Source organism: Candidatus Abyssobacteria bacterium SURF_5 (assembly GCA_003598085.1).
Lineage (GTDB): Bacteria > Abyssobacteria > SURF-5 > SURF-5 > SURF-5 > SURF-5.
This window is the reverse complement of sequence record QZKU01000076.1, coordinates 25,484-41,438: the sequence shown is the minus strand read 5'-3', so window position 1 is coordinate 41,438 and position 15,955 is coordinate 25,484. Positions and strand designations below refer to the sequence as shown.

The following is a 15,955-nucleotide window of genomic DNA, read 5'->3' as shown; positions in this document are numbered from 1 at the left end:
GCTTGCCTCCCTAAGTTGGAAGTAGTATATCAGAGAATCAAGTGAATATCAATATATTTTACTAAATATTTTTTGTAATAATTACGGGACAGTCTCTTATCTCTGGTTTTCTTCTGATGCGTCCCACGCATCATATCACTCATCATCAAAATAATTTCAATTATTTTGCGTGGATTGATAGGTGAGCACCAGCTCGCACGTTCGCATACCTTTGAAGAAACTGTTGTGTCTATCCGCTCCGCGTCCTCTTCCGCCACGGGATTGATCCTGTACCTCCCGAGAACTGCGAGATGTTTGTTGAGAAATAGGCTCCATCTCCTCCGTCCCCTCCTTCTTGACTTCTCCGCATTTTAATGCTATCATTTGGTTTAAAAATTGAACTCGTAAAATCGCCTTGAAATATGGACCAAAAATCGATAAAAGAGCTGGAACTGCTGCATGAACTTTCAAAAAGTGAGCATATCAACCAGCGACATTTGAGCAATAAATTGGGGATGGCCGCGGGTCTGGTCAACCTGTATATGAGACGCCTCGCCCGAAAAGGCTACATCAAGATCGGCGGCATCAAGCCGCGCCGCCTCAAGTATCTGATCACTCCGCGCGGGGTCGCGGAAAAGACGAGGCTCACCTATGAATTTGCGCTTATCTCCTACAAGTACTTCAAGAGCGCGACCGACGATATCAAGAATAAACTCAAGCACTTGGAGCAGTCGGGCGAGCGAAATGTCGTTGTTTACGGGACGGGAGAGCTGGCGGAACTGTGCCTGCTGCTAATGGAAGAGTTTGATATCAATATAGTTGCAGTTGTGGACGACGATTTCGAAGCTCCGCGTTTCCAGGAGCATCCGGTTGTCCCGCGGATTGTCCTGCGAAATCTCAGGTTCGATAAGGTGCTGGTAGCTCAATTGGATGGGCACGAAGAGATAGCGGCGTTACTGGCCGAGGTCGGCGTCGGCGCCGAAAAGCTTTGCTGGCTGCTCGACGCATAAACGAGAAAATATGGGGACAGAGACCATATTTTTATTGTTATTATATTAAGATGCCTCATGATTAACAAGAAGTTGGTAAATATTTACGAGAACTCATATATTAACGGTGAAAATATGGTCTCTGTCCCCATATTTTCTAGCTGTGCTGGTTGAAAAAGGTCCATTAATATAAGTTATTGATTCAATTATGGTTATGGATATAAGTATGGGGACTGTCCTTATATTTCGGGGTGTGTGGGAATGAATCAGGATACTGGACACGATGTGTATTACCCGAATCAGAGGGCGAAAGCGAGTTTCGTGAGAACCTGCCTTGTGATGTTTCGGAATGTGGTTGAGGGGCGCGAGCTTATCTGGCAGATGTTCCGGCGCGACTTCTTCATCGTCTACCGGCGTTCGATTTTAGGCTACGTCTGGATTCTGCTTGGCCCGATCCTGGGCATCATCACGTGGGTTTTCATGAACTATATTGGCATCCTGAACCCGGGAGATACCGGCATGCCGTACCCGGTTTTCGTGCTGCTGGGCAGCCAGATGTGGGGCCTGTTCATGGCGTTTTTCGATTCTTCGAGCAAGACGCTCGGTTCTGTCGGCACGTTAATGCAACAGATACGTTTTGAGCACGAGGTGCTGCTGGTCAAGCAGGTGGCCCTGGTTTTCGCCAATTTCGTGATGACGCTGGCGATTGTGGTGATCGTGATGCTGGTGTTCGAGGTGGCGCCGCCGTGGCAGGCGGTCTTTTTCCCGCTGGTGATGCTTCCTCTCTTTTTCCTTGGGGCCGCGATGGGGCTGATCATTTCGGTTTTTTCGGCCATTTTTACGGACGCCGGTAACATTGCAGCCAAGGTGATCGGGCTGGTCATGTACATAACGCCGGTGATCTACACGACCGATTTCAGTCATCCGTTCCTGAAGTTCCTCGTCAGGTACAACCCGCTCAGTTATTTGATCAGCGCGTGCCGCGACATATTGACCAGGGGCTCGATTGAGAATTTCGGCAGCTATCTGCTGGTTTCGGCGCTGACGCTTGTGCTGTTCCTGGTGGCGCTGCGGCTGTTTTACGTGTCGGAGCCGCTCGTGGCGGAGAAGATATGATGGAAGCCTATGATTGGAAGATAACCCCCGAGAAAGTCGAGCTGGCTGTTCGGAAGATTATCGAGGTGGTACGACCGCTCAAAATCATCCTGTTCGGCTCTTACGTCAGGGGCGCTGTCACCATCAACAGCGACCTGGATATCCTGATAATCACCGACGATGACGTTCAGGACCCACGGAAAGAGAGTGTGCGCATCCGCCGGGCGTTGCGCGGCATATCGATGCCCATGGATATACTTGTTGTCTCCCGGACACAGTGGGAGCAACTGAAGGACCAGCCGGGCATGATTTACCGCGAAGCACTGCGCAAAGGAGAAGTGGTATATGAATCCTAAAGAGCCGGGGAAGGCGCCGGGCTTGCCGGAGGAATGGATGGATCATGCAGAGAGCGACTTAAAACTGGCGCGCCTGGCGGCCGACGATTGTTCCATTCGACGCGAACAGGTGTGTTTTCACGCCCAGCAATCGGCCGAAAAAGCGATAAAGGCAGTTCTCTTGTCGGAGAACATCGAATTTCCTCTGACCCATGACCTCGAAGAGCTACTAGAGATCGCTGAAAGCAACGGCATAGAACTACCAGAGGTTGTCAGGGAAGCAGGCTCCCTGACTCCATACGCGGTGGCAACTCGGTATCCGGGAAATTGGTCGGAAATAACTCAAGAAGATATGCAAGAAGCTATCCGCATAGCTGAATTAACTCTTGCATGGGCTCGCGGAAGGCTTTGACATTCATGTTTAGATTGGAGCCGCTCGTGGCGGAGAAGATATAGTGGACGGCGATATACTCATCAAGTGCGAAGGTCTCTCGAAGAAATTCTGCATCAATCAGCGCAAGAGCATGCTGTATGGCGGCGCCGATGTGCTGTTCAGCATGCTGGGGTTTCCGCGGCGGCGCGACATTCTGAGGAAGCACGAAATCTGGGCGCTGCGCGATCTCAATTTTGAGGTCAAGAGGGGCGACACGCTCGGCATCATCGGAGTGAACGGCGCCGGCAAATCGACGCTGCTTCGGGTGCTCGGCGGCATCTATCCTCCCGATGCCGGCGCGGTTTACATCAAGGGCCCGATTGGCGCATTGATCTCGGCGGGCGCCGGTTTTCATCCGGACATGACGGGCCGCGAAAACATTTATTTGAACGGCACGATTGTGGGGCTGAAGAAGAAGGAGATCGACCGCAAGCTCGATGAGATCATCGAGTTCGCCGAGATCGGCGAGTTCATCGATACGCCGGTGCGGTTCTACTCGTCAGGCATGTACGTTCGATTGGGCTTTTCGATAGCGGTCAACATCCGCCCGCGCATCCTGCTGATCGACGAGGTGTTGTCTGTCGGCGACCTCACGTTTCAGAACAAATGTCTCCGGAAGTTGAAGGAACTACGGGAATCCGTCGAAGGTGTGTTGTTTGTGAGTCATCATCTGGACCATGTACGAAACATCTGCTCGGACCTGATCATCCTGAATGGCGGGAAGATTTATTTTCATGGTGACGTCGAGGAGGGCGTCGTCTGCTATCAATCTCTGGCCGATGAGATCAAGCAGCGGAGCCGCGAGAGGGAGAGCGGCCGGCCAGCGCTTCCGGGTGCGCTCTCGCTCGGAGACCATGCGCAGCTCGAAAAAATCGAGATCAGCAGCCGGGAAGACGGGAGCGCTTCCGAAATCTGCACGGGCGACGACATCGTTTTGAAGTTTCATTTCAAGACGTGGCGCGAGATCAGGAAGCCCCAGTTTGCTCTCACGGTGCTGGACGACCGGAACACGCCGATCATCTGGCTGATCAGCCATGACGATCATATCGAGTTCGACAAGCTCGAGGCGGGCGAATATCAGTTGAAGGTCATCATCAGGAAGCCTCCGCTCGTGGCGGGCATCTATCGACTGGATTTCGGCATTCGAGAAATAGAAACATGTGAGATGCTCGTCAAAGTAAGGAGATTCACCTCGTTCAGGATTCATGGGCGCAAATTCGCGCGAGCCATTTTAAGTTGCGATTCGAATTGGAGTTTACAGAGAGTCGGGGAACCGACAAAGGTTGATGAACCCGGTAAAGGATGATGCCGGCCTATGGCAGGGGCGGACTAAAATATGTGTGGAATAGTCGGATATGCAACACTTGATCAGTCGCCGGTTGATGCCGGCGTACTCGCACGAATGACTGACACGCTCACGCATCGGGGGCCAGACGGGGGGAGCAGTATCGTTCTCGGAAATATCGGCCTTGGCCACCGGCGGTTGAGTATTATCGACCTTGCCACCGGCGGACAGCCGATGGCGAATGAGGACGGCAGCGTCCATATCTCCTGTAACGGCGAAATCTACAACTTTCGGGAGTTGAGGAGCGAACTGGAGAAAGCCGGACACGTTTTTCGAACGAAATCCGATGTAGAAGTCATCCTTCATCTATACGAAGATATGGGGCCTGAGTGCGTGATGCAACTCAATGGGATGTTTGCTTTTGCCCTGGTCGATCAGAAAAAGCGGCTTTTGATGCTGGCGAGAGATCGTTACGGGATCAAGCCGCTTTACTATTACCATCGCCAACCGTATTTTCTTTTTGCATCCGAGATCAAGGCGCTACTCGCCAATCCGGCGGTCCGGCCGGAACTGTCCTATGATGCTCTTTCGGAATACTTCACGTTTCAGAACGTTCTTTCGGATTTGACGTTGTTCGAGGGAATCCGCCTGATGCCCAGCGCGAGCCGTTTGCTGATCTCGGACATCCAGGGCAGCCCCCGCGTCCGCATGGAAAAGTATTGGGACTATCATTTCGAGTCGGATGATTCAGTCGGATCCGAGGAGGATGTTGCCGATTGCTTGTGCGGTCACATCAGCACGGCGGTCAAACGGCAGTTGGTGAGCGACGTGCCGGTCGGGAGTTATCTTAGTGGGGGGATAGATTCCGGCTCAGTTGTCGCGCTGGCGAGCCGGCACGTGCCGCGCCTGATGACGTTCACCTGCGGGTTCGACCTCTCGATGGCGAGCGGGTTTGAACTTGGTTTTGATGAGCGCGCCGCCTCCGAGTATATGTCCAGCCAGTTCAAGACTCGCCACTTTGAGCTGGTGCTGAATTCGCGCGACATGCAGTGGGTGATGCCGCGGCTGGTATGGCACCTCGAGGACTTGCGTCTCGGGATGTGTTATCCGAACTATTACGTTGCGGAGCTGGCTTCGCGCTTCGTGAAGGTTGCGCTGTCGGGGACGGGCGGCGACGAGCTTTTCGGAGGCTATCCCTGGCGCTATTACTGCGCCGTCTCACAGGGATTCGGGAAACAGCAGTATTTGAATTCATATTACAACTATTGGCAGCGGCTGGTACCCTCGGGCGAGCATGAGGCGCTGTTCAATGCGGAAACATGGAGGAAGGTATCGAGCTACGATGCGTTTGGCGGCTTCTGCGATGTTTTCAAGGATCTGCCGATGACACTGGACAAGCCGGAGCGTTGCGTGGATGCCTCTCTGTATTTCGAGGCGAAAACATTTCTCCACGGCCTGTTCCTGCTCGAGGACAAGCTCGCGATGGCGCACGGGCTCGAAGTGCGCGTTCCTTTCCTTGACAATGATCTGGTTGATTTTGCGATGAAAGTTCCCGCGCGCTACAAGCTGCAGAATTTCGATCATCTGGCGGCGGTCGATGAGAATGAGTTCGCGAAGAAGCAGCGCTATTACCTGCAAACCGGGGATGGGAAAGCGATTTTGCGAAAAGCGATGGCCGACTTTCTTCCTCCGAAAGTAACCGAGCGCCAGAAACAGGGATTCAGCCCACCCGACGAATCCTGGTACCGCGGCGAAAGCGTCGAGTACGTCAAAAATGTTCTGTTGAAGAAAAAGGCTCATCTCTATGATTTCCTGAATTATGCATATATTTCAAAGATTATCAATGAGCACGTCGCGGGCAAGAGGAATCATCGGCTCTTGATTTGGTCGCTGCTCTGTTTCGAGTGGTGGCTGGATGCCTTCATGCATAACAATCCGCTTGCCCGGACTGTGGAAAGCGGCATACCATTTCCTTCTTCGGAATAATGCAATGTATAGAGCGCTTTTTTTTGTAAATGTCATCGAGAACCAACTTCACGATCAGGTCAAGGCAATTCTGCAGGCCGATGACGAGATCGAGATCGTGCTTGCGCCTCGGAACGGGATTGACGAGACTCAGTGGAATGAATCGAATCTGAACGAATACGAATCGCGAATCCATTGTGTTCGGCCCGTGCTGGAATCCTCGCGCTGGTCGCTGCAGAAGTTTGCGTTGCAACTGTTGCGCATCTGCTGGAACTATAACATTCGTCTTATCGACAGTCACATGGGGCAATCGCCGGAAAGCAGAGCCACATATCTCGCAACCCGAATCAACCGCTTGCCGTATATTGTGAGCATGTACGGCGGCGAACGGAATTACCTGAAGGATGGCGCAATCACGCCCGACGACAGGCGCTGGCTGGAGCGCGTGCTGCGCTCGGCAAAGCTCCTGCTTTGCCACGATAAAACTCTGCTCGAGGCTGCCGAGAAAGCGACGGGAAAAAAGAGGAACACGTATCTGCTTTACAATGCGATCGATCCCGCCAGGGCGCAGCGCACGATTGACAGACATGAGGTGCGATCAAAATACGATATTCCTGAAAATGCAAAAGTCATTCTGTTCAACCACCGCATCATGGCGTTCAAGCGGCCGCTGGTATACGTTGACGCCCTGAAGCTGATAAAAGAGCGGTTTCCAAATATCTGTTTCCTGTTTGTCGGGCCGAAAAACGAGGCTTCGAATCTGGGTCGCGAGATACAGAAGCGGCTTGACGAATACGGACTTCGGCCCGATGTCCGCTGGGTGGACCGGCGGGTGAGCGGTTGGGAGATGGACGAACTGTACGCGATCAGCGACGTGCTGGTAAACGTGGCCGAGTTGGTTGTTCCCAGCCTCTCGACGCTGGAAGCGATGAGCTTCGGTGTTCCAATTGTCATCTCCGATGAGCTGGACAGCGAATTATATGTTCCCGCGAATGGAGACACCGGCTTCATCGTGCCGCCGCAGCCGCAGGCTGTAGCAGACGCAGTTGCCAGGATGTTGAAGGATGACGAATTCAGGCGTCAAATGGGCGCCAGGGCGGCGGACCGAGCGGCTGAATATTTCGATATAAAGGATTGGGGGAAGAAAGTGGCGCGATGCTACCGCAGCGTTATCTTTAAGGAAGCGATTCCTTCATGAAGATATTATACGTTTCGCCGCACGGTTTTCGCGAGCATACTCGCTCATTCACAAATTATGTGCTCGCCCGGGCGATGGCCAGGCGCGGGCATAAAGTAATCGCCTATGCGGCAAAGCTGGACGACGACGCTTCCACTGAAACGATTGATTCCGTAACGATCCGCCGCTTCCCGGAGCTGATACAGATGGATCCGCTCGCGAAAAAGAAAGATTTTTTACGGTTCTGGCCGCTCGCGTGGAAGAATCTGAGGAGCGACAAGCCCGATGTGGTGCATCTGTTTCATCTGAGTTCTCCATACAATTATCATTTTTTCAAGGCGGCGCATTGGATGAAAATTCCGGTCGTGCTTTCCGAGTGGGGAATCCTCCATAACGATTTCTTGGCGGCGACTACGGACAATCCTCTGAAGGCTGAACCGACATATGGGCGGGTCATCAAGGGGGCAGCTCAACTCTTAATTCGGAACAACAGGTACGGAGACACTTGGAAAGGCAGGCTGAGAAACTATTGCCGGCATCGCGTCCTTTACAAGAGCGACAAACTGCTTTTCCTTTCGGCGCACAATTATCCGTACCTGCGAAGTCTGAATGTGCCCGATGACAAAATCGCCTTTCTCAGAAATCCGTTCGATCTGTCGTTGGCGGAGGTCGCGCGGGAGAGAGAAGCCGAATGGCGAACCGCATCACGACCATGGATTCTGTTCATCGGGCAGTTGAAATTACGCAAAGGATTCGATCTTTTTATTGAAGCGATGCCTCGCCTCCTCCGGGAATTTCCAGGCGCCACATTTTTTTTCATCTGCCATAACTGGAAAAACAATCGTCACTACGACTGGGTTATGAAGAAGGTCGAGGAACTGGGAATATCACCGCATTTCCGGTTTCTTGGCAGCGTTTCCGAATCCGAAAAATGGACGCTGCTTGAATCCGCGGACGTATTTGTCGCCCCCTCCCGGTATGAGGGATTCGGACTCCCGCTGCTCGAGGCGATGCTGGTGGAATGCCCGATTGTGGCGGCCGACGTAGTGGCCCTGACGGAGCTGGTAAGCCACGAGCATAACGGACTGCTTTTCCCCATTGAAGACATTGACGCAATGACTGTTCAGGTTGCGCGGATTATCAAGGATGAAAACTTGCGCGAGCGGCTGGTGCGCAACGGCAGCGAGTATGTGAAGACTCACGATGTTATCGTTCATATTGAAGAGTTTGAGCGTCTTTATGAGAGCGTGATTGAGAAATGACGGCTCGGAAACTGCGGTACGATCCGAATTATTATGATGACCTTGTCGAACAGGCGAGAGTCTTTTCGTCAGGCTTTGAGCAGAAACTGCAGCAGTGGGCGGACCTTGTTGAGTTCCGATTTTCGCGTGAATCGATCGCGCTCGATGCCGGTTGCGGCGCGGGCTCGGTGACGCGTTTTCTACTGAGCCGATGCGGGCAGGTTGTGGCGCTGGATAGGTCCAAGTATTCCATAGAACGCGCACATGAAATCATCAAGGAAGCGCATTTCTGCATATCGGATCTGGATGAGGCGCTCCCGTTCGTCGATGCCAGCTTCCATCTGATTGCGGCATACGAAGTCATCGAGCACCTGCGGAATCCGAAAGCGTTCCTTCGGGAGGCTTACCGGGTGCTCAAAGCCGGGGGTTCATTGTTAATCAAGACACCCAATGCCTGGGACCTCTGGCGGGTGCTTGATCCGTTACGGGGAAAACAATGGTATGCGAATGCTGACAAGACGCATGTCGGCTATTTTCATTCGCTGAAGCTGGCGAGGGTGCTGCGGGACGCGGGCTTTCGCGAAATCAAGGTTCGCGCCGGCACAAGGCCGATAGTGTATTCTCAACCAAAAAGTCGGTGGAACAGGAGGCTTCCTCTGTTCGGGCTCGGGTTGGTTGCCCTTGCTCGAAAAGGGGCGATAAACCAATAACCTGATCTTTAAGGAGGCATCGGCAGCCGCAATTTCCGGTAACTGAAAGATGGATGCAAAACAAGAATATGATCGCAGGATAGCGGAACTGAGACCTGTCAATTTCAGCAAGCCCTGGTTCCAGGCCGCGTGTGAGGTGCTCGACGAGATGAGTTGGCGCGGCGGCCGTGCCTTGAATCTGTGTTGCGGAAACAACGAGCTATCGACCATTCTGAGAGATCATTTTCAGGCGACCGTCACCGCGGCCGACGTCGTGCCGCGGTCGGTCGAGCATGCAGCCTCCTGCGGGTTCGACGCATTTCTTGTTGATCTTGACAAGCCGGATTCACGTGCACAAGCAATGGAAAAGCACCGCGAGCAATTTGATCTGGTGGTTTGCACCGACGCCATCGAGCACATCTTTGATACGAATGGATTTTTCTTTTTTTGCCACAGCGTGCTCAAAAAAGGCGGCTATTTGTTGATTACCACCCCCAATATCTCTTTTATTGGAAACCGCATCTACAGTGAATTGCGAGGCGGGGTTCCTCTGAGCGCGAACAATCACCACATTACGTTCTGGAATTACAAGTCCCTTTTCATTTACATGCTGAGTTATGGATTCACTGATATCCACGATGAAAGCCGGTATTATCCAGAACGCTATACCACGGGTCGGCTTCGATACCTTATCGGACAGCGGCTGAGGAAAATGCTTGAGAAAGCGTATGATTTTTCAGGAAGATATCAGGGCACATCATGGCTAAAATCATTTGTCACCAATGAGTTGCTGGTCATCGCAAAGAAGACGGAAGAGATCACTTTTTCGTTGCCCTTGACCTTCTTGGATTTGGATTCGATGCCAAAGGAAAAGCTGGGGGAGTTGCTCAAACGGTGCGCGATTATGAATGACAAGCGCGCTCTCAAGCAACATCCAGGAGCGTATGAGCTTTTCCTAAAGCTGGGAAAGCAGCTTAAATCAGGTAAGGACAACCGAGACTGACTCAGGCGCCATAACGGATCGCTTAACGCCTTGATTAATTGTGAGAGACAATGAATTTCATGCGGGCCATTTTCAAACCATCTGATCTTACGCTGCGGAAATTGAGTTCCGTGTTCTCCAAATTGTTTCTACCGATTATCATCCGGCCACCCGTCACGAAAGTCAACGGCAGATGGGAGACGCTGGTTCGAGCCGACATCATACGCTTTGTCGACGCGTGGGCATCTGAAATTCACGGGGATGTTCTGGATGTCGGCGGCGGCTGTTGGGATTATCCCAGAACCATTCTCTCAAATCGATGCAATTATTTGCTGATGGATTGTGTGAAAAGCCCTCAGGTGGACGTTGTCGCGGATATTCACCGGCTGACCGATACTTTTGAAACGGCTCGCTTTGATTTTTTGCTTTGTTTTGATGTCTTGGAGCACGTGGCCGATCCAATTCGCGCAGCGCGTCAAATGCATGCCATTCTCAAGCCGCGCGGGAAGCTGCTGCTGACGATTCCGTTCAATTATTATCTGCATTCGACGGTAACCGTCCCGGATTTATGGAGGATTACGGATCAGGGGCTGAGGCATGTTCTGTCGGATTTCGCGGAAGTTCTCATCGAGTCGAAGGGCCCGGCGCAGTTTCCACGGTCTTATCTCGTGGTGGCGACCAAATGAAAATTTATCTGAACACCGACGGAACAGGCAGGGGCGGCCCAAACCGATGGGCGGCCAGATTCATTCAAGAGCTGCGGGAGCGCGGTTACGTCGTGACGCATGATGTAAACACCCGGTTTGACGCAGCCTATCTCAACATTGCGACAGCAGGCATCGAAAAACTGGTTGAACGACGTATTCCGTTCCTCTATCGGGTGGCGGGCTGCAATATCCCCGAATGGTTTCCCGTGATGGGGAAGCTCATGGACGATGCTCACCGCCAACAGAATGACTTGATCCGGCACGCGCTCGAGATATCTCCGAAAGTGATCTACCAATCGCAGTGGGCCAAGGCTCAGCTTGACCGCCTGCTGTACAAACGCGAGAATCATTTTGCCGTGGTCTACAACGGAGTTTCCAAAGATTTCTTCATGCCCGGGCCTTCGCATGACGTTCCGGTTATCGCCGCCGCCGGCAGCTTGAGATACCGATATCGACTGAAGACTCTGTTCCGGCTTTCGGATGAGCTGGCTCTGCCGCACCAGATTCTGATAGCGGGCGCGCTTGACTCCGAGAACGAAGTCGTGCTTCACGAGCGCCTTCAAGCCGGTCAGAGCGACGTCAAGGTGCGCTATGCCGGCGACCTGGCAGAGCCCGATTGGGCGGAGGCGCTGAAGAGATGTGACGTGCTTTTCCATCCGGTATGCGGCGACTCGTGTCCAAACGTGGTAGTCGAAGCCCTCATGAGTGGCGTAGCGATTGTTGCTCCGCGATTCGGCGGAACCGCCGAACTCGTCGGAAGGGGTGGAATCCTGTTCGAATGCGAACCGTGGGACTATTTCAGCCCGACGTATACGAAAAATGCCGTTGACGCATGCAGAAATGTGTTGGCCGAACGGGCGCATTATAGGCGGGAAGCCCGCCTCCGGGCGGAACATTTACTTGACCTGCAGCAAATGGTGGACGCATATCTGCAGGAATTGAATCTTCCAAAACGAATTGTTCCGGGCATCATGAAAAAGAGCAAGGTGGCAATTGCGAAGGTAAAAGATCACTTAAGGCCGAAAAAATAGAACAGTGCCGGGAGATACCATAAAAATAGGGTTTTCGCTCATGGATTTGGCCTTGGGCGGCGCCCAAATATTCTATGTGGATTTGGCGGAGCGCCTTTCTCAGCGGGGGCACAGTGTTCACTACCACCTTTTTGCCGAACGGGAAAACGAGTCTCTTTGTGATAAGAGGCTCTACCTGCGATTGAATCGTCGCGCGTCGGCTGCCTCCATCCGCGACCTCGTTCGGTGCGACGTCCTGCACCTTGATGGCTATCACACGCCGCAGCACAAGAAAAACTTTGGAAAGTATCTCTTCAAATGCATTGAGACCTACCATTCCGAATTTTCATTTCGGACATCGGCCCCCGTATATGCGCCGAACCGGGTTGCGGTCTCATTTGCATTACAGAAGAAAATTCCGCTGTCGTGCGAGGTTATCTATAACGGATTCGATACCGCCGCATTTGCGCCCATCCCTTGCAAAAAAGAGTGGGACCTGGCGATCCTCGGCCGGATTCATCCTGCAAAAAACCATCTGCTCTTCCTGGATATCTGCTCGCGTGTGGCTCGGATACGACCGCTGAGGGCGATGATGATCGGCGGTTATCCCTGGGACGATGATTATTCGGCGGAGGTGCGGCGCAAAATATCCGAGTTGCAGGATGCGGGAATCGATATCCACGTCACGGGTTTTGTCGAACATGAAAAGATTCCTCTTCTGCTCAATCAGGCGCGGGTCCTCCTCGTGACTTCGCCTTCGGAAAGCTTTGGCAGGATGGCGGCCGAGGCGCTTGCGTGCGAAGTTCCGGTGATTGCGAATGATACTGGCGGTCTGGGAGAAATTGTCACACATGGGCGTACGGGATTTCTGACGAGATTCAACGATGCCGAAGACTTCAGCCAACTTGCTCTGCGGCTACTCGATGATGACCTCCTGCGCGAGCGGATGGGCCGGCAGGGGAGGAAAGACGTGGAAGAAAAGTTCTCGATTGCGGAAACGGTGCGCCGGTATGAACAGATGTATGAGAGAATTCGGAACGAAGCTCAATCGGAAAGGCGTGGCTGGCCGAAGGAAAGGCGCACAACGAAATGAAGTCTGCGCGGAAGCCGACCGTTCATATTCTATACGAGTTTGTGGATGGCCCATGGGGCGGCGCAAACCAATTCTTGCGGGCGTTGAGAGAACGGCTTCGCAGAATGGAAGTGTATGAGGAAGACCCACAAGAAGCGGATATCATCATTTTCAACAGCAATCCGGCCAATTGCGAGGCACGGGGGACTGAATGCTTCAAGTATCGAAGATTTTTCAAGAAGACGATTATTAATCGGGTTGGCGGGCCGATCCTTCTTGCGCGCGGATCCGATTTTCTTATGGACAAGGCGATTTACCTGTTCAATTCCAGTTTTTGTGACGGAACAATTTTCCAGTCGAGCCGGAGCATGCAAGAAAACCTGAAGCTGGGCATGAGGCCAAAGCCTCAGGTCGTCGTTATACCGAATGCGCCTGATCCCGCAATCTTTCATCCGGCGACTTCCCGGCTGCCGCGCCAGAATGAAAGGATTCGACTGATTACCACCAGTTGGTCGCCGAATATGAGGAAAGGGTTCGATATCCTCCAATTTCTTGATGATAATCTGGATTTCCAAAAGTACATACTTTCTTTTTACGGCAACTCTCCCGTCCAATTTCGTAACATTAAAATGTTTAGCTCCGTCTCCAGCAGGGAGTTGGCAGACATATTAAGAAGCCAGGATATTTATCTTGCTACCAGTGTCTATGAGGCATGCTCAAATTCGCTGCTCGAGGCGCTTCATTGCGGCATTCCGGCGGTCGCACGAATCGGAGGAGCCGACAGGGAGCTGGTGGGCGAAGGCGGCATTCTTTTTACGGATCAAACGGACGTCATTGAAGCGATTGAAGCAGTTGCACAGAATCTGGAGACATTCAGAAAGAATATCAAGCCGGTGCACTTACAGGAAGTATCCGAGCGATATTATGAATTCTGCAGAAGAACGCATGAGACGACATGCGAAGAAAAAAAGAAAGCCAGGTATCTCGATCTGCTCCATATGAAGGCGATTCTCTATAAGAGAAAAGCGACCTCCGCCTGAATGTCCGGAGAGATGATTTAGATTTGCCCGTAACGGAAAAAACTGATGTCACAAAAATTTGCGCCCACAGTCAGTGTTGTCATGGGAGTGTATAACGGAGCGAGGTTCCTGCGCGAGGCCATTCATAGCGTGCTCGACCAGACCTTCGGCGACTTTGAATTTATTATTATAGATGATGGCTCGACGGATGAAACCGCGGAAATACTGCATGGATTTTCCGACCCGCGCGTACGGATTCTAACACATGAAAAGAATGAGGGGTTGACGCGGAGCCTGATCAGGGGCTGTAGCGAGGCTCGCGGAAAATACGTTGCGCGAATGGACGCCGACGATATCAGCCATCTGGACCGATTCTCCATGCAGGTCGAGTTTCTCGAAGAGAATCCGGAGTACACGGTCGCCGGCACGCAGTTCCACTTCATTGATGCCTTTGGAAGGAAGCGCCAGGTTTCAAGCATGCCGCGTCTCGAGGAAGAAGTCAGGGAAGCCATCGAGCGGGCGCATTCGCCCGTCGCACACGGTTCGGCAATGTTTGTTCGGGAGCGCATACTCGGATGCGGCGGGTATCGCGAAATGTTTCGGTATGCGCAAGACTTCGACCTCTGGCTCCGCGTGCTGGAACGGTACCGGATCACCAACCTGCCGGAGATACTGTACGGTCTTCGATTCCATGGGTTGTCCGCGACGAGGCGGCATTATTATCTGCAATGCCGGTTTGTCGAAATGGCGCGCCGGTTTGCGAAGATGCGCGCCGAGAACGGGCTTGACCCTTTAATGCGCGGAGATATCGAGAGCGTGCGCGCAGAAATAGAATCATGGAAACCCGAAGGCTTCATCCAGGCGAGCAGGATGCGATCCGAAACTGCATTGCGCCTTGCAGAGGTCTGGGTGGACTGGGTGAGGTTGTCAGACATCTTCAGGCTTTGGGTATTGGCGGCGATCAATGATCCGGCGAACAAGGATGTCTGGAAATTTTTGGCATCCCGCCGTTTCCGCTCGCGCCTTGCGCGGACGGCGCGCGGCAGACTCAAGCGCCGTTCCCGGAATGCGAACCACGAAAGCTTCACCGGAAGGAGCTGACGATTGCAGATGAAAGGTGAAACTCCGAATCTGCCCTCAAAGCGGCGACCGTTCCGCCCGACGGCATGGGAGTTCCACCTGTTTTATGCTGCGGGGAACAGGCCAAGGTTTCTCTCGGGAATAGACTTCTATCGGTATGTCGAATATCCGGCTGTTGCCGCAGAACTTCAATTGGAAGACTGTGAACGGGTGCTCGATGTGGGTTCCGGCGCCTCGATATTCCCTTTTTCCCTCGCGAACGCCGGATATCAGGTCGAATGCCTTGATACGTTCGAGAGTGTGGATGTTGAGCGTCATCAATGGGAGATGGCGGCCCAACTCCGAATGGAATCGGCGCTTGAAAAGATAACGTTTTCAAGAGGGGACGCCTGTTCGCTGAGCTATGCCGGGGGGACGTTTGACAGGATAAGCTGCATTTCGATGATTGAGCATGTCCCCGCGCCCCACGACGTCAGAGCGGTCTCCGAACTGGGGCGGGTTCTGAGGCCCGGCGGCATTCTTGTTTTCACGTTTCCCTATGATGAATCGTTCAGGGAGGCGCGCGAGCCGTTTGATTTACCCGCGGGGCATCGGCTTTATGACGATCCCGCGATTGAGGAGCGCATCGTGCGTCCGAGCGGACTCCAACTCGTGAAGAAGCTGTATTTCACGAATCGGTGGTTCGATTGCGAAAAGCGGCTCTGGCTCCGGCTTCCTCTCCGGCTCCAGCGGAACCTGGGATTCCTTATGCCCCTGCTGGCCGCAGCATCGGTGGCGCAGTCGGCGCAGTTATGCGGAAAGACCGCAAACGCGGCGTTGGTTGTCCTGAGGAAAGGATAAGAAAGGACGTTGAAGACAGCGGCTCCGGGGGGCAGGGCTCGACACACGATGAAGATG

At 53.0% G+C, this 15,955-nt stretch carries 17 protein-coding genes; 16 read left to right on the top strand and 1 reads right to left on the bottom strand.

Annotated features, from left to right (window positions below; translation table 11 throughout):
- Positions 1 to 29 precede the first annotated feature (29 nt).
- Complete coding sequence (locus tag C4520_11410) at positions 30 to 257, bottom strand: hypothetical protein (protein ID RJP20566.1); 228 nt, start codon at positions 255 to 257, stop codon at positions 30 to 32.
- A 144-nt stretch (positions 258 to 401) separates the two neighbouring features.
- On the opposite strand from C4520_11410, the gene C4520_11405 reads away from it, so the two are divergent.
- The 16 genes from C4520_11405 (at position 402) to C4520_11330 (ending at position 15,898) form a co-directional block, all read left to right on the top strand.
- Entirely contained in the window at positions 402 to 989 is a 588-nt protein-coding gene (locus tag C4520_11405) for a winged helix-turn-helix transcriptional regulator (protein ID RJP20565.1), read from the top strand.
- Positions 990 to 1,229: 240 nt separating this feature from the next.
- Complete coding sequence (locus C4520_11400; protein ID RJP20564.1) at positions 1,230 to 2,084, top strand: hypothetical protein; 855 nt, start codon at positions 1,230 to 1,232, stop codon at positions 2,082 to 2,084.
- Positions 2,081 to 2,419: a nucleotidyltransferase domain-containing protein gene (locus C4520_11395; GenBank protein RJP20563.1), complete on the top strand. Its 339-nt coding sequence runs from the start codon at positions 2,081 to 2,083 to the stop codon at positions 2,417 to 2,419. Before C4520_11400 ends, C4520_11395 begins: the two co-directional genes overlap by 4 nt.
- Positions 2,409 to 2,810, top strand: a complete 402-nt coding sequence (locus C4520_11390; protein RJP20562.1) for a HEPN domain-containing protein — start codon at positions 2,409 to 2,411, stop codon at positions 2,808 to 2,810. The genes C4520_11395 and C4520_11390 overlap by 11 nt, the downstream gene beginning before the upstream one ends.
- 43 nt (positions 2,811 to 2,853) lie before the next feature.
- The gene (locus C4520_11385; GenBank protein RJP20561.1) at positions 2,854 to 4,137 is read left to right on the top strand and encodes an ABC transporter ATP-binding protein; all 1,284 of its coding nucleotides are present in this window, start codon (positions 2,854 to 2,856) and stop codon (positions 4,135 to 4,137) included.
- Between the two features lie 30 nt (positions 4,138 to 4,167).
- Positions 4,168 to 6,102 carry an asparagine synthase (glutamine-hydrolyzing) gene (gene asnB / locus C4520_11380; protein ID RJP20560.1) on the top strand — a complete coding sequence of 645 codons (1,935 nt, stop codon included), beginning with the start codon at positions 4,168 to 4,170 and terminating at the stop codon, positions 6,100 to 6,102.
- The gene (locus tag C4520_11375) at positions 6,032 to 7,279 is read left to right on the top strand and encodes a glycosyltransferase (GenBank protein RJP20559.1); all 1,248 of its coding nucleotides are present in this window, start codon (positions 6,032 to 6,034) and stop codon (positions 7,277 to 7,279) included. The genes asnB and C4520_11375 overlap by 71 nt, the downstream gene beginning before the upstream one ends.
- A complete protein-coding gene (locus C4520_11370; protein ID RJP20558.1) occupies positions 7,276 to 8,520 on the top strand; it encodes a glycosyltransferase family 1 protein in 1,245 nt (414 codons plus the stop codon). The genes C4520_11375 and C4520_11370 overlap by 4 nt, the downstream gene beginning before the upstream one ends.
- The gene (locus C4520_11365) at positions 8,517 to 9,209 is read left to right on the top strand and encodes a class I SAM-dependent methyltransferase (GenBank protein ID RJP20557.1); all 693 of its coding nucleotides are present in this window, start codon (positions 8,517 to 8,519) and stop codon (positions 9,207 to 9,209) included. Before C4520_11370 ends, C4520_11365 begins: the two co-directional genes overlap by 4 nt.
- A gap of 49 nt (positions 9,210 to 9,258) precedes the next feature.
- The gene (locus C4520_11360; protein RJP20556.1) at positions 9,259 to 10,191 is read left to right on the top strand and encodes a class I SAM-dependent methyltransferase; all 933 of its coding nucleotides are present in this window, start codon (positions 9,259 to 9,261) and stop codon (positions 10,189 to 10,191) included.
- A gap of 50 nt (positions 10,192 to 10,241) precedes the next feature.
- Entirely contained in the window at positions 10,242 to 10,856 is a 615-nt protein-coding gene (locus tag C4520_11355) for a class I SAM-dependent methyltransferase (protein RJP20555.1), read from the top strand.
- Entirely contained in the window at positions 10,739 to 11,908 is a 1,170-nt protein-coding gene (locus C4520_11350) for a glycosyltransferase (protein RJP20554.1), read from the top strand. Before C4520_11355 ends, C4520_11350 begins: the two co-directional genes overlap by 118 nt.
- A 4-nt stretch (positions 11,909 to 11,912) precedes the next feature.
- A complete protein-coding gene (locus tag C4520_11345; protein ID RJP20553.1) occupies positions 11,913 to 12,980 on the top strand; it encodes a glycosyltransferase in 1,068 nt (355 codons plus the stop codon).
- Positions 12,977 to 13,999, top strand: a complete 1,023-nt coding sequence (locus C4520_11340; protein ID RJP20552.1) for a glycosyltransferase — start codon at positions 12,977 to 12,979, stop codon at positions 13,997 to 13,999. The genes C4520_11345 and C4520_11340 overlap by 4 nt, the downstream gene beginning before the upstream one ends.
- Before the next feature lie 45 nt (positions 14,000 to 14,044).
- Positions 14,045 to 15,079, top strand: a complete 1,035-nt coding sequence (locus C4520_11335; GenBank protein RJP20551.1) for a glycosyltransferase — start codon at positions 14,045 to 14,047, stop codon at positions 15,077 to 15,079.
- Between the two features lie 9 nt (positions 15,080 to 15,088).
- Positions 15,089 to 15,898 carry a class I SAM-dependent methyltransferase gene (locus C4520_11330; GenBank protein RJP20550.1) on the top strand — a complete coding sequence of 270 codons (810 nt, stop codon included), beginning with the start codon at positions 15,089 to 15,091 and terminating at the stop codon, positions 15,896 to 15,898.
- The last annotated feature ends 57 nt before the right edge of the window (positions 15,899 to 15,955 follow it).

Bases quoted from the DNA above. Each gene is read 5' to 3' on its own strand.
- C4520_11405 (RJP20565.1), top strand. From the start codon at position 402: ATGGACCAAAAATCGATAAAAGAGCTGGAACTGCTGCATGAACTTTCA.
- C4520_11400 (RJP20564.1), top strand. From the start codon at position 1,230: ATGAATCAGGATACTGGACACGATGTGTATTACCCGAATCAGAGGGCG.
- C4520_11395 (RJP20563.1), top strand. From the start codon at position 2,081: ATGATGGAAGCCTATGATTGGAAGATAACCCCCGAGAAAGTCGAGCTG.
- C4520_11390 (RJP20562.1), top strand. From the start codon at position 2,409: ATGAATCCTAAAGAGCCGGGGAAGGCGCCGGGCTTGCCGGAGGAATGG.
- asnB (RJP20560.1), top strand. From the start codon at position 4,168: ATGTGTGGAATAGTCGGATATGCAACACTTGATCAGTCGCCGGTTGAT.
- C4520_11375 (RJP20559.1), top strand. From the start codon at position 6,032: ATGCCTTCATGCATAACAATCCGCTTGCCCGGACTGTGGAAAGCGGCA.
- C4520_11370 (RJP20558.1), top strand. From the start codon at position 7,276: ATGAAGATATTATACGTTTCGCCGCACGGTTTTCGCGAGCATACTCGC.
- C4520_11365 (RJP20557.1), top strand. From the start codon at position 8,517: ATGACGGCTCGGAAACTGCGGTACGATCCGAATTATTATGATGACCTT.
- C4520_11360 (RJP20556.1), top strand. From the start codon at position 9,259: ATGGATGCAAAACAAGAATATGATCGCAGGATAGCGGAACTGAGACCT.
- C4520_11355 (RJP20555.1), top strand. From the start codon at position 10,242: ATGAATTTCATGCGGGCCATTTTCAAACCATCTGATCTTACGCTGCGG.
- C4520_11350 (RJP20554.1), top strand. From the start codon at position 10,739: ATGGAGGATTACGGATCAGGGGCTGAGGCATGTTCTGTCGGATTTCGC.
- C4520_11340 (RJP20552.1), top strand. From the start codon at position 12,977: ATGAAGTCTGCGCGGAAGCCGACCGTTCATATTCTATACGAGTTTGTG.
- C4520_11335 (RJP20551.1), top strand. From the start codon at position 14,045: ATGTCACAAAAATTTGCGCCCACAGTCAGTGTTGTCATGGGAGTGTAT.
- C4520_11330 (RJP20550.1), top strand. From the start codon at position 15,089: ATGAAAGGTGAAACTCCGAATCTGCCCTCAAAGCGGCGACCGTTCCGC.